Here is a 13,004-nt window from a genome sequence, read left to right on the forward strand (position 1 = left end):
TGATCAGTTTTGGCATCTTGGCTGTTGATGACTGCTGAGTCAATCAGACGAAGCCGAGTTCTGCAGCGGTCAAATCCTATCCCTGCAACCAACCCAACGACAGCCCCGCAGCGAAAGCTTCGGGGCTGTCGTCGTCATTATGCCAACGCATAGTGCGAACACGAAGACCAACTCGCCCCATGGATAGATGGTGGAAGCAGCGCTGGTCAAAGCCGGAGCGCCGGAGCGTGCCTGCCCGAACCGGGCATTCGTTCACCGTGATGGATGCGACGCCGTAGCTATGCTCGACAGATCGGTTGTCGGATCGATCGGCACGCCGGAAGCCTTCCGTTCCGAATACCGGTCGACGAGCTGGGCCGCGTGAGGGCGGAGCAGGACCGTGAAGCGGACCATCTCCTCCATCACGTCGACGATGCGATCATAGTAGCTGGACGGCTTCATCCGGCCGGCGTCGTCAAACTCCTCGAACGCCTTGGCGACGCTCGACTGGTTCGGAATCGTCACCATCCGCATCCAGCGGCCGAGGAGGCGCAGCGTGTTCACGCTGTTGAACGACTGCGATCCGGCTGACACCTGCATAACGGCGAGCGTCCGGCCCTGCGTTGGTCGCATCCCGCCCATCGACAGCGGCAGGTGATCGACCTGCAGCTTCATGATGCCGGTGATCTGACCGTGCCGCTCGGGGCTGCACCAGACATGCCCCTCGGACCATAACGACAGCTCGCGCAATTCATGGACCGCCGGATGGTCGTCGCCAGCCACCTGATCGGGCAGCGGCAGGGTCGAGGGATCAAATATGCGCGTCTCGGCTCCGAAGAACCGTAGCAGGCGCGCGGCCTCCTCGACGCAAAGTCGGGAATATGACCGCTCGCGCAGTGAGCCGTAGAGCAGCAGGATGCGCGGGGGCGGGTCTCCCGCACCCAGTCCGATGGCGGGCCGGTCGAGCGTGTAGCGTCGATCGAGTGCGGGCAGATGGTCGGGGTCGGAAAGCGTGCGCAGGGGCATCAGGGGTATGTCCTGTCTTTGGTTCGATTCAACGGCATCAGGCGGCACCGAGCCGCAGGGCGAGCGCGGCGAGCGTTACCAGCAGCACTGGGATCGTTAAGGTCGCGCCGATCCTGAAATAATAGCCCCAGCCGATGCGGATGCCCTTCTGCTCGAGGACGTGAAGCCACAGCAATGTGGCGAGCGAGCCGATCGGTGTGATCTTGGGGCCGAGGTCACAGCCGATCACGTTGGCGTAGACCATGGCGTCCTTGATCGCGCCCGTGGCGTGGGTCGTGTCGATCGACAGCGCACCGACGAGCACGGTCGGCATGTTGTTCATGACCGACGACAGCAGCGCGGCGATGATGCCGGTGCCGAACGCCGCGCCCCACACACCGCCCTGGGCGGTGCGGTCGAGCAGACCGGCGAGATGGTTGGTCAGACCGGCGTTCCGCAGGCCGTAGACGACCAGGTACATGCCGAGCGAGAAGATTACGACCTGCCACGGCGCGCCGCGCAGCACCTTGCGCGTCTCGATGACGCGACCGCGCCCGGCGACGACGAGCAGCAGCACCGCGCCGGCAGCGGCGACTGCACTGACCGGTATGCCGACAGGTTCGAGAAGGAAAAAGCCCGCCAGAAGCGCCGCAAGGACGACCCAACCGGCCCGGAATGTCGCTCGATCGCGGACGGCGTCGGCCGGCGCGCGGAGCTGCGCCACGTTGTAGTCGGCTGGGACGTCACGGCGGAAGTACAGCAGCAGCACGATCAGCGTCGCACCGATCGACGCGAGGTCGACCGGCACCATCACCGACGCATAGTCGGCGAAGCCGATGCGGAAGAAGTCGGCCGACACGATGTTGACCAGGTTGGAGACGATCAGCGGCAGGCTGGCCGTGTCGGCGACGAAACCGGCCGCCATGACGAACGCCAGCGTCGCCCTGTCGCGGTAGCCCAGCGCCCGCAGCATCGCGATGACGATCGGGGTCAGGATCAGCGCCGCGCCGTCGTTCGCGAACAGCGCCGACACGGCCGCGCCGAGAAGGACAATCAGGACGAATAGCCTATGGCCATGTCCTCCCGCGCAGCGAGCGACGTGCAGCGCCGCCCATTCGAAGAAACCGGCCTCGTCCAACAGCAGGCTGACGATGATGATGGCGACGAACGTCGCGGTCGCGTTCCAGACGATACCCCACACCACCGGGACGTCGGAGAGCGAGACCACCCCGACGAGCAGCGCCACGACCGCACCACCCAGCGCGCTCCACCCGATGCCGAGCCCCTTGGGCTGCCAGATGACGAGCGTGATCGTGGCGACGAAGATGGCGAGCGCGAGCAGCATCAAGCGATGCGCTGACCCGAGGCGTCCACCACCGCTTCGCCGTCTTCCTTGGCAAAGGCCCCCAGTTGCGGCTCGGGCAGCAGATCGAGGACCGCATCGGATGGTCGGCACAGCTGCACGCCGAGCGGCGAGACGACCAGTGGCCGGTCGATGAGGATCGGATGCGCCATCATCGCGTCCACCAGCGCGTCGTCCGTCAGCGTCTCATCGCCAAGCCCCAACGCCGCATAGGGCGTCCCCTTCTCGCGCAGCAGTTCGCGAGGCGTCATACCGGCGCGGTCAATCAGCTGGACTAGCAAAGCACGCGAGGGCGGGGTTTTCAGATATTCGATGACGTGCGGCTCGATGCCGGCATTGCGGATCATCGCCAGCGTGTTGCGCGACGTGCCGCAGGCGGGGTTGTGGTAGATCACGATGTCGACGGCCATGACGCGTCCTTTCAGCAGCAGGGGGTGAGTTCGGCCAGAAGCGGCACGCACAGCTCGGGCGAGCCGGCGCAGCAGTCCTTGACCAGGAAGAGCGTGAGCGCGCGCAGGCCGTCCAGATCGGCGCGGTAAATGATCGACCGGCTCTGTCGCTCGGAGCGGACGATGCCGGCGCGCGCTAGGATGCCGAGATGCGCCGACATGGTGTTCTGCGGTACGTCGAGCCGGCGGGCGATTTCGCCCGCTGCCATTCCGTCCGGTTCGTGGCGCACCAGCAGCCGGAACACGTCGAGCCTTGTGCCTTGAGCGAGCGCTCCAAACGCCACGATAGCCGAATCATTATCCATAAATCCAGCATAGCGGATATGTCAGGCAGCAACAGCACGAACTTCCGACATGCCGGTTTTTTAGAGACTGCCGACCGTTTTCGATAAGGGCGAGGGCGCAGCGCATCACAGCCATCCCGCTTGGGTGCCCAATCGGACACCCCCGTCGCAATTCATACGCGCGAGAGCGGGTATGTGCTCAGCCCGATGACGTCTGGTCATTCGTTTCCAGCGTTAACTCCCGAATAGGTCTATCGAAAGAAGACTTCGTGAAAGCGGACTAACCCGGCGGATGTCAGCGCCAACGGGCGGGGCCGCTGTCCGGCAAAAAGTTCATGCATAGGTAAACCGGCTCAGTGAAAACCGCCAAGATTTGCTAGCCGCCCAACATTCACTATCTCTGCTGAACCGACTTGGCTGCCGATAAGCACTAGTGCTAATATCAACCGGCAGCTCAATAACGGAGACAAAGATGTTTGCCGTTGCTCTTATGTTTTCCGAGGCGGCGGCCGTCGCCACCAACCCGCTCGAATCCGGCAACGTCGTCGGGAGCGTGCGGGAATCGATATGTGAACTGCGCGCACCCTCGATTGCCGATGACGCCATTGGTCTTCTGGCTCTGCCGGCGCCAAAGCAAAAGAACGAGATGGGGGTCTTGCTCCTGGTCAATTGTTCGGACCGAAAGATCATAAGCCTGCGGGACCCAAGTCGATCACGACGGCACGTGAACGAGTTTCCGTACGACCCGCGGGTCGTGACGAAATTGCGCCATGACCCCGGGCGCTACGAGATCCTCAACTTCAACCAGAGGGCCAACAATTCCGTTGGGGACCACACGACCCATTCAAAATCGACATATTGGACGGGGCCTTGCGAATATACGGGGCTTCAACTGACAACCGCCGCCGCAGGTGACGATCACAGCCGGCAAACGGTCGTCTTCGATCTCAACATCTGCAAGAACCAGATCCTCGCAATGCTCGAGCCCAACAAGGCGGTAATATCCCCGTAGGAAGACGCCAGAAAGCCGCCTGCAGAATACCACCGCGTGCCGCGATCAAGGTCCTGCCCCATACGTGGTTGGGCGAATGCCCCTCGTCAGGGCGGCTTCGCTATAATCATAGGGAGGCGGATGCGGCGGCGCATTTAACACTCCACGCTCTGAAAACGGCCAGCCGGTTTACCGCTCATCTATCGAGACAGTCGGCCTTCCTCTCCGGCTAAGTCATTCGCTGCTGCAAAGATAAAAGTTTCGCAATACAGTCACTGATGCGAGGTCAGGCTTGCAGCGTTGCAAGGTGCGACTCGAAGTGGAGGCCGGGTAATGATTGCTTTATTCTTCGCATTGTCGCTGCAGGCCGCCACCCCTGATATCGTAATTTCTGGCAGGCAGCTTTCGGAAGCGTATGCAGCCTGCGTCGAGCAGGGCTGTCCGCCGTTGCGAGATGCACAAGCCTCGATCGCCTTTGCCGAGCAGCAATTCCGGGATGGTGCGTATCTCAAGGCGCGTCACACGCTTATGCGCGCCATATCTCGCAACAAGCGTCACGCTGCGACCGACCCGAAACCGGTGTCCGCATTGTATGAAGCATATGCGACCGTCTCTTTGCACGACGGTGATCTGGATGCGTTCAAGAGCGCGGTCGGTGAGCAGGTTCGCACGCTGCGCGACAATCTGCCGGCCAATGACCCGGCCGTCGTTGCCGCGGCATTTGCGACCGGCGATATGTGGCTAGCGATGCGCAAGGGGCGTAGTGCCGAGATTTCGTATAAGGCGGTGGAGCGTCAGGCGTTGACGGACGGAAACGCGGTGCTCGCTCTGCAGGCGACGTTGCGCCGCGTCAGACTGGCCAACGCACGAGGCGACACGGCCGGTGCGGCCCGGCTTATGGCCGAAGCCGAAGCCCGGCCGATCGCGGCGGATCCAAAGCTGCGCAACCTGCTGCAAGTTGTCCGGTTGCGCTTGGCGGCGGGGCAAAAGGACAACGCGCAGATTGACCAGCTGGTGCGTGCGATCGGCCGCGATGGCTCGACCCGCCCTGAGCTGGTATGGGCGCCGCCTTATCGACCTACGGCGCTGGCGGCTGCGCAAGACGAAGCGCGCAAGTTCGACTTGCGCAATCCGCTTCCCGCGAGATCGTCCGATGTCGATCCGATCAAATGGGTCGACATCGGCTTCTGGATCCGACCCGACGGCAAGACGGACGAACCCGAAATCTTGCGCGGCTCGCGTTCGACGGGATGGGCAGGGTACCTCCTCAAGCAGGTTGCCGAACGACGCTACACCGGCTTTTCGACCAGCAGCACTGATCGGGGTGTGTACCGTGTCGAGCGGTTCACCTTACGCGGTACGTACCAGGTTCCAGTGGGGAGCCTGATTGCAAGGCGAGGCGACGCTGCAAGGTTGGAAGTGCTCGACTTGACGCAGCCAAATACATCCGGCTCGTCGAACCGCTCATAACGACAAATGTGAGACGGGCTCCGGCGGCGGCTGATGATGCAAAAGCTGCTTCGTTGGGGACGGCCATCTGGCGGGGCAGTTCGGGCACACTCATCGGTCGCCGTGCCACGTTGCAGGTACGACACCACATCATCCGCGCCGACGACCGCGTTCCGGCGTTAGGCCATCACCCCATTCAGGCCGACGATGTTGGCAAAAGGTCGTCTGGAAATTCTGATAATGCGATGGTCGCCGGAATGCGTATCCGCCGTCTGTGTCATCGCAGACGAAAGAGCACCAGCGTCAAAGGAGCGGCGCGCTGGTGACCGGACGCCTTACATTGCATCGAACGTGAACTATCTCACAGCGGCGCATGACACTCGACCGACCTTTGATTCTCGCAATCGGCGACAGCCTGATTGCCGGTTACGGCCTGCCCGCCGCCGATAGCTTTCCCGTACAGCTCCGGGCATCGCTGCGGCGGGCATGCCCTCCTGCCGTCGTGGTGAATGCCGGGGTGTCGGGTGATACCACCGCTGATGTCCTACGACGCTTGCCCCGAATGCTCTCCGCGCTCGACCAGCGACCCGCACTTGCGATCGTTCAGGTGGGACCGAACGATGTCCTGCGGCAGGTGCCGGTGGGTCGTACCCGAGCGCATCTTGAGCAGGTCCTGCTGAGCCTGGGCAATTGTGGCATTCCCGTGTTGTTGACGACCGTCGATCCCCCGATGTTCATCCGTGATCGGGCTGCGGCATATCTCGGCATCCACGCGGCGTTGGCGGCCAAACACGGCGCGACCGTCTGGCCGTTCTTTCCGCCGGGCGTGTTGGGACATGCCGATATGGTGCTGGCGGACCGGGTGCATCCCAATGCCAAGGCGATTGCTGCGGTGGTCGCAGCGATGCTGCCGATCGTGGAGAGGATGCTGTAATGCCCGCATTTGAGCGTAACCGTAGGCTCGTTCGTATCTCGGCCCCAGGGGCGGGTGGATCATGGTGACGGATCCGAAGTGGCTGAGAGTGGCGCGCACGAAACTCGGCACGCAGGAAGCTGCAGGATCAGCGAACAGCGCGACGATCCTCGGTTGGGCAAAGCGGCTTGGAACGCGGGTGCTGGGCATGGTCTACAATGCCGACAGCGTCCCGTGGTGCGGCGTGTTCGTCGCCCACTGCCTGCAGGAAGATGGCATCGAACCAGTCTCTATTGCGGTGCGGGCGACGTCGTGGTCGACATGGGGATTGTCGTTGCGGCCGGAGCGTCTGGCGCCGGGAGCTGTGCTGGTGTTCGAGCGTCCTGGTGGCGGGCATGTCGGTTTCTATGTTGGCGAAGACGCGACGGCCTATCATGTCCTTGGCGGCAATCAGGGCGACGCGGTGACCATAGCCCGGATAGCAAAGGATCGCTGTATCGCGCGCCGATGGCCAGCCGGCCGCCCCGTAATAGGCAAGCCGGTCCAGATGGCGGCACGGAAGCCGATCTCGACCGACGAAGCCTGATGGAGATGCGCTGATTTCGTAGTGCGCACATCGGACCCAGATCCGTTCGTAACAGACAGTATCGGTAAGTGGTGGGTTCGGCCTGACCGCGCCGTGCTGCCTCGACGATGAGATCCCCCGTCTCGAGCCGCTGCGTGTCTGGCTCCCGGAACCCAAAGCTTCGATCGCCCCGGTAGATACGGTGGCCGAGACCAGCACGGATTTCCGACAGTGCGAGTCCCACCTCTGTCGCGGTCTGTGCTCGTTCGTGCAGGACGACCTGTCCGCCGGCCGCGGCGAGATCCGTTGATACGACGCGATATGCGCGCAGTGGGTCCGACCCTGCCAACAGAACGCCGGCGAGACTTGCTGGGTTCAGGACGATCGGGATCGGATGTGTCGTCCCATCCCGCAGCAACGAACAGGGCACGCGCACGGGCGAGCTGTACTGCCTCCAGAGCGGCATTGCGGGTCGCATCGCCCTGCATCACGGTCGTGCCCCATGCTTCAGTGGCGTCGAGCTCGACCATCCGATCGTCGACGACCACGATTGTCTCGGGATCCGCTCCACGCTTGACGAGTTCGTCGACGGCTTCCGCGCCCCACCCGCCATAGCAGCCGAAGCCAAACGGCGTTGTGCCGTGCCGTCTCGGGGTAAAACTGTGTCGATGCGGACGGCGCATGACGTGGTCTACGCAGAGTTACGAACGACCCAAGGGGCTGCCGATCCGTTTTCGCCGTCGTGGCTCCGCGCCCAGGGTTGATGGGGCAGACGATATGATCTTCCGAAGTCGTGCCGGCCTATCGCAGACCGAACCCCGCGGTGCTGTTTGCGCCATCGTCCGTCCGCTCGCGACCGGCCAGCACGTTCTCGAGTTCAGCCAATGAATGGGGCACGTCGAGGTGCTGCGCCCCGATGAACAGGCGTGACCCGTTCCCTTCGGGTACTGCATGGGTTAGCTTGTCGATATCGACCAGCGCCTTGCCCTGCGGCAGTATTTCGATCTGAACAAATCGCATGTCATTTCCCATCTTACGTCTGAGGGCTGGATTGCCGCGCGGTCGATAATGAAGTTCTGTGCCCTTAGGGTACCCGATACGCTGACGTACGTCGCTGGAATCAGCCTAAGGGCGACATGACGAATGCCGGAGTCAGAAAGCGGGTAGGGCAGTCGGAATGCCTGCGAGTCGGTCTCTTTTTCGGCGAGATTAGTGGAGTTTGCTCTCACGCTCCTGTCTGCCTTGAGCATCCCACGCCGCCATCGCGTGTCCAATGCCGGCCCGCAGCGTCTCGGTCGGAACGCCGTCCCGCGCCTGGATCGAGATCCCCAGCAACAGCCCGTCGTACAACGTGGTGAGCCCCGCGACGTCGGTGGCGGGATCGAGAGCGCCGGTGCTGACGCCGGCGGCGATACACCGCTGCAACGCCTGCCGGGTGATCTCCCGCTCGGCACGGGTCAGCGCTCGGGTCGACGCACCAGCCTCGGACGAAACGATCGATGACAGCGTCATCATGCACCCCTTCGGATGGGCAGGATCGGTCTGCACCGCAACCGACGCGATCAAGGCCTGTTCGAGCCGCGAGCGTGGCGATAGCGTCTCGTCGTCGAGCGCACCGACGATGCCGCCATGTACGGCGAGATAGCGCGTGAGCGTTTCGCGGTAGAGCGCTTCCTTCGAACCGAAGGCCGCGTAGAAACTGGCCGACGAGATGTCGCCCATCGCCTGACGCAGCGTGAGCAGCGACGCGCCCTCATACCCGTGTTCCCAGAACAGATGCATCGCGCTGTCCAGCGCTGCAGCCCTGTCAAAACCACGCGGTCGTCCGCTCCGTGCCATATATGTCCGCTCCTGATTATGGACTAATCAATCCATTACTCGTTGACAAGCCACGCCATGTGGTTGAACGCAGTGGACCAGTCGATCCAGAAGTGAGTGTTGCGTGATTCCAAGATCCGGTCAGACCGACGATGGCGCGAGCGAGACATTGCCGATCTCCGCGTTGCTGGCGCTGGCAATGACCGGCTTCACCGCGATCCTCACCGAAACGCTCCCTGCCGGGCTGTTGCCGCACATGGCCGCCGGGCTCGACGTATCGGAGTCGCTCGCGGGGCAGACCATCACGGTCTATGCGGTCGGATCGCTGTTCGCGGCGATCCCGCTGACGCTGTACACGCAAGGTTGGCGCCGCAAGCCGACCCTGCTCGTCGCGATCGTCGGTTTTCTGATCTTCAACTGCGTGACCGCGGTGTCGACCTCCTATGCGCTGACGCTCGTCGCGCGGTTCATGGGCGGGGTCGCGGCGGGGTTGGGGTGGGGAATCATCGCGGGCTATGCCAGGCGGATGGTCGCCCCGCCGTTGCGCGGCAAGGCGCTCGCGATCGCGATGGTCGGTACACCGCTGGCACTCTCGATCGGCGTACCCTTGGGGGCGATGCTGGGCACGACGCTGGGCTGGCGCATGGCGTTCGGGCTGATGGCGATCACCACTTTGATACTGATCGGCTGGGTGTTGTGGCGCGTGCCGGACTTTGCCGGCCAGCCTGCCGAGCAGCGGCTGTCGATCGCGAGCGTGTTTCGCACGCCGGGCGTTCGCACCGTGCTGGTCACGCTGTTCGCGTGGATCACGGGTCACAATATCCTGTACACCTACATCGCCCCGGTCGCCGCCTTGTCGGGCGCGGGGGAGAGGCTCGATCTGTTGCTGCTCGGGTTCGGGCTGGCAGCGCTGGTCGGGATCTGGGTGACGGGCGTGCTGATCGATCGCGCGCTGCGTCCGCTCGTGCTGGTCAGCCTCACGATGTTTGCGGTCGTCTCGCTGGCCTTCGGGCTGTTCGCGACTACCCCTGCGATGACGATCGTCGCGACGATCCTGTGGGGATTGTCGTTCGGCGGCGCAGCGACACAGCTGTCGACCGCGCTCGCCGATGCGGCGGGTGAGGGCGTCGACCTCGCCAATGCGATGCTCACGACGGTCTGGAACGGCGCCATCGCGACGGGCGGGATCGTCGGCGGGGTGATCCTCGACCATGCGGGGGCAGGACTGCTCGCCTGGGCCGTACTGGCGCCGACCCTTCTTGCCCTGGCGCTTGCAGCCGGCGCGCGCCGCCATGCCTTCAAGCCCGGTCCCAGGGCCTTTGAGTAAGGCGCCCGTCGTGCGTGCCCATCAGGAGAAGATTTCGATGAAAGCCTTTCACATCGGTGCCCAGAACGGCATCGACGGACTTGTCGCCACGACCCGGCCCGCGCCGGTCGCTGGTCCCGGCGAAGCGCTGGTGGCGCCGCGTCTTGTCGGCCTGATCAGCCGCGACGTTCAGCTCCTGCGCGGCACCTACGGCGCCCGACAGCCCGAAACCCGCATTCCGATGTCCGAAGGCGTGGGCGAGGTCGTGGCGATCGGTGCGGGCGTGACCGAGGTCGCAGTCGGCGATCGCGTCGTCTGCGGTCATTTCGCGACCTGGCTGGACGGCCCGTTCCGGGCGGACGTCTTTGCGCATGATATCGGCATCACGCATAACGGCTGGCTTGCCGAAAGGGTCGTTCTCCCCGCGGCTGCGCTGATCCGGGTGCCCGACGCGCTGGCCGACGCGGATGTCGCAGGTCTCGCCTCGGCCGGCCTGACCGCCTGGAATGCACTGGTCGAGGTCTGTCGGGTCGAGGCGGGCGAGACCGTGCTCTGCCTCGGCACCGGTAGCGTTGCGCTGGCGGCACTTAAGATCGCCAAGACCCGTGGCGCACGGGTGGCGATCACGTCGTCGCAGGACGCGAAACTCGAAACGGCACGCAGCCTCGGCGCGGACATCACGGTCAATTACCGGACGTCACCGGATTGGGCGGCCGAGGTGATCGCACAGACCGAGGGGAAGGGCGCCGACATCGTGATCGAAACCGGCGGCGTCGATACGCTGGGGGACTCGATCGCAGCCGCGGCGATCAATGCGCGGATCATCGTCATCGGCGTTTCACCGGGCGAGGGGCCGGCGATCCCCGACTATCTGTCGCTCATCACGAAAAACGTGACGATCCGCGGAATCGCCAATGGCAGCCGCGCAATGTTCGTCGATCTGCTCGACGCAATGGTGGCGAACCGGATGACGACCGTTGTCGACCGGACGTTCGCCTTCGACGACGCACCGGACGCCGTCCGCTATTTCGCCGCGGCAGGGCATCTGGGCAAGGTGATGATCGCGTTTTGATCACGAAATTCCGGCCACTTCGACGCACGTCTCTGACGGGGTTTCCTGCGATGCCGGTTGATCCGGATGGCATGAATGACCAGCATTGGACAGCTTGGAGCGTTTTTCAACTGACCAACCGTCGGTCAGACCTGCGAAGGCGGCTTTCGTTCAGGCGCGATCCAAGCCGCGCACATGCTCCCAGACGTTGGAGATGACGACCGATCCTTCTCCTACCGAAGACGCGACGCGTTTCACCGATCCGGCGCGCACGTCCCCGACGGCATAGATGCCCGCGCAGGACGTGGCGAAAGGCGATAACGCGCCAGCCGCTTCGCCGGTGAGCACGAAGCCCTTGTCGTCAAGAGCGACCAGTTCGGAGAGCCAGCCCGTATTGGGTGCGGCGCCGACCATCACGAAGACGGCGCAGCTTGCCACGGTGCGGTCGCCGTCTCCGTTGCGGATCGTCACCGCCTCCAGATTGTCCCCGCCATGAAGTTCGACGGCATGGGTGCCGTATTCGATGGTGATCGCGGGGTCCGCCTCGAGCCTGCTCGACAGATAGCTGGACATGGACGAGGCCAGGGTGTCGCCGCGCACCAGCAGGCGAACGTGCCGCGCCGTACGACTGAGGAACATCGCCGCCTGCCCGGCCGAATTGCCGCCGCCGATGACCAGCACCTCCGTATCGCGGCAGAAGCGCGCCTCATTCTCGGTCGCTGCATAATAGATGCCCGTGCCCTCGAACTCGGCGAGGCGTGCGATCGGCAGGCGTCTGTACTGGACCCCGGTAGCAACCACGACAGAGGCGGCGAGAACGCGCCGACCATTGGCGAAGGTCGCACAGAAGGCGCCATTGTCGAGCTGGTCCAGCGACTCGATGCGGCGAGGCATGACGAAGCGTGTGCCGAATTTCATCGCCTGCACCTCGCCGCGCCAAACGAGATCGGCACCGGAGATGCCGGTGGGAAAGCCCATATAATTCTCGATCCGGCTGGACGTGCCGGCCTGGCCGCCGATCGCGGTCTCGTCGACCACCAGCGCGCGCAATCCTTCGGCTCCCGCATAGACGCCCGCCGACACGCCGGCGGGGCCGGCCCCGACGATGAGCACGTCGAAGGCCTCGTCTTCGGGAACGTCCTGATCGAGTCCGAGCAGCCGTGCCACCTTTTCCGGCGTCGGATCGCTCACCACCACGTCGCGGCCGAACACCACGACGGGTTCGCGCGGCGTGGTTCCGCAACTGCTGGCGACATGCGCGGCCTCGGCGCTGCCGAGCGGGTAGGAGCGGTAGGGCAGGCGATTGCGTGCGGCGAACTCGGCCACTCTTCTGACGGCCCTGTCCTCCTCTTCGCCAACCAGCACCAGCATGCCGTCGCCGGCATCCAGCTGCCGCCGACGGCGCGCGGCCAGCACCGTGATAACGATGTCCGACATCTCCGGTATGGCCGCCATCAGGCGAAGCATCGCGGATCGCGGGACTTCGACGACGGTCGTGTCGCTCGCGGCGCGCATCGGCAGCGACCAGGTGCCGCCGGACAGCAGCGAGATCTCGCTCATGAACTGGGTGGGCCCCAGCGTCGACGGCACCAGCCGATCGCCCGTGAACGGGTTGATGACCTCGATCTCCCCCTCTTCGACATACACGAAGCGGTCGGCCGGCGCGCCGATCTCGGCGAGCATCATTCCCTTGGGATAGTGCTTGCGCGTCCCTGCCGCCCGGATCGCGGCAATATGCGCAGGCTGCAGCGGAACCCGCTGCATTTCCCGCAGGTCGCGACCGATCGTTTCCATGAGCGCTGTCCCCTATCCCCCTCGACACTAGCCCGGC

Annotated in this window: 13 protein-coding genes and 1 pseudogene; 6 read left to right on the forward strand and 8 right to left on the reverse strand. The window is 64.1% G+C overall.

Annotated elements, in window-relative coordinates:
- Positions 1-252: 252 nt before the first annotated feature.
- Genes arsH through NEF64_RS09145 form a run of 4 tightly spaced genes read right to left on the reverse strand, consistent with a single transcriptional unit; the run spans position 253 to position 3,101 of the window.
- A complete protein-coding gene (arsH, locus tag NEF64_RS09130) occupies positions 253-1,005 on the reverse strand; it encodes an arsenical resistance protein ArsH (RefSeq protein WP_031395706.1) in 753 nt (250 codons plus the stop codon).
- Positions 1,006-1,042: 37 nt separating this feature from the next.
- Positions 1,043-2,329: an arsenic transporter gene (locus tag NEF64_RS09135; protein ID WP_031395705.1), complete on the reverse strand. Its 1,287-nt coding sequence runs from the start codon at positions 2,327-2,329 to the stop codon at positions 1,043-1,045.
- Complete coding sequence (arsC, locus tag NEF64_RS09140; protein WP_056409861.1) at positions 2,329-2,757, reverse strand: arsenate reductase (glutaredoxin); 429 nt, start codon at positions 2,755-2,757, stop codon at positions 2,329-2,331. Before arsC ends, NEF64_RS09135 begins: the two co-directional genes overlap by 1 nt.
- Before the next feature lie 11 nt (positions 2,758-2,768).
- Positions 2,769-3,101, reverse strand: coding sequence for an ArsR/SmtB family transcription factor (locus tag NEF64_RS09145; protein ID WP_031395703.1), 333 nt, complete (start codon positions 3,099-3,101; stop codon positions 2,769-2,771).
- Positions 3,102-3,552: 451 nt separating this feature from the next.
- Between NEF64_RS09145 and NEF64_RS09150 the strand changes: the two genes are divergently transcribed.
- From NEF64_RS09150 to NEF64_RS09165, 4 genes are all read left to right on the forward strand, one after another.
- Positions 3,553-4,092, forward strand: coding sequence for a hypothetical protein (locus NEF64_RS09150; RefSeq protein WP_056409855.1), 540 nt, complete (start codon positions 3,553-3,555; stop codon positions 4,090-4,092).
- Positions 4,093-4,404: 312 nt separating this feature from the next.
- A complete protein-coding gene (locus NEF64_RS09155; RefSeq protein ID WP_043158001.1) occupies positions 4,405-5,541 on the forward strand; it encodes a hypothetical protein in 1,137 nt (378 codons plus the stop codon).
- A gap of 352 nt (positions 5,542-5,893) precedes the next feature.
- A complete protein-coding gene (locus NEF64_RS09160) occupies positions 5,894-6,454 on the forward strand; it encodes a GDSL-type esterase/lipase family protein (RefSeq protein WP_081877721.1) in 561 nt (186 codons plus the stop codon).
- Positions 6,455-6,515: 61 nt separating this feature from the next.
- Positions 6,516-7,019: a TIGR02594 family protein gene (locus tag NEF64_RS09165; protein WP_043157997.1), complete on the forward strand. Its 504-nt coding sequence runs from the start codon at positions 6,516-6,518 to the stop codon at positions 7,017-7,019.
- 386 nt (positions 7,020-7,405) lie between these two features.
- Here NEF64_RS09165 and NEF64_RS19370 read toward each other — a convergent pair.
- The 3 genes and pseudogenes from NEF64_RS19370 to NEF64_RS09175 form a co-directional block, all read right to left on the reverse strand.
- Positions 7,406-7,681: pseudogene (locus NEF64_RS19370) on the reverse strand (NAD-binding protein); the annotation flags it as partial.
- Between the two features lie 118 nt (positions 7,682-7,799).
- A complete protein-coding gene (locus tag NEF64_RS09170; protein WP_031395698.1) occupies positions 7,800-8,018 on the reverse strand; it encodes a hypothetical protein in 219 nt (72 codons plus the stop codon).
- Positions 8,019-8,207: 189 nt separating this feature from the next.
- Positions 8,208-8,780 (reverse strand): TetR/AcrR family transcriptional regulator, encoded by a 573-nt coding sequence (locus NEF64_RS09175; protein WP_252574885.1) that lies wholly within the window; start codon positions 8,778-8,780, stop codon positions 8,208-8,210.
- A 160-nt stretch (positions 8,781-8,940) separates the two neighbouring features.
- On the opposite strand from NEF64_RS09175, the gene NEF64_RS09180 reads away from it, so the two are divergent.
- Positions 8,941-10,143 carry an MFS transporter gene (locus tag NEF64_RS09180; protein ID WP_234387693.1) on the forward strand — a complete coding sequence of 401 codons (1,203 nt, stop codon included), beginning with the start codon at positions 8,941-8,943 and terminating at the stop codon, positions 10,141-10,143.
- 37 nt (positions 10,144-10,180) lie between these two features.
- Positions 10,181-11,194, forward strand: coding sequence for a zinc-dependent alcohol dehydrogenase family protein (locus NEF64_RS09185; protein WP_056409849.1), 1,014 nt, complete (start codon positions 10,181-10,183; stop codon positions 11,192-11,194).
- A gap of 150 nt (positions 11,195-11,344) precedes the next feature.
- Here NEF64_RS09185 and NEF64_RS09190 read toward each other — a convergent pair whose 3' ends face one another.
- Positions 11,345-12,967: an FAD-dependent oxidoreductase gene (locus tag NEF64_RS09190; protein ID WP_056409846.1), complete on the reverse strand. Its 1,623-nt coding sequence runs from the start codon at positions 12,965-12,967 to the stop codon at positions 11,345-11,347.
- Positions 12,968-13,004: the final 37 nt, after the last annotated feature.

It is taken from the genome of Sphingomonas aerolata (assembly GCF_023935825.1).
Lineage (GTDB): Bacteria > Pseudomonadota > Alphaproteobacteria > Sphingomonadales > Sphingomonadaceae > Sphingomonas > Sphingomonas aerolata.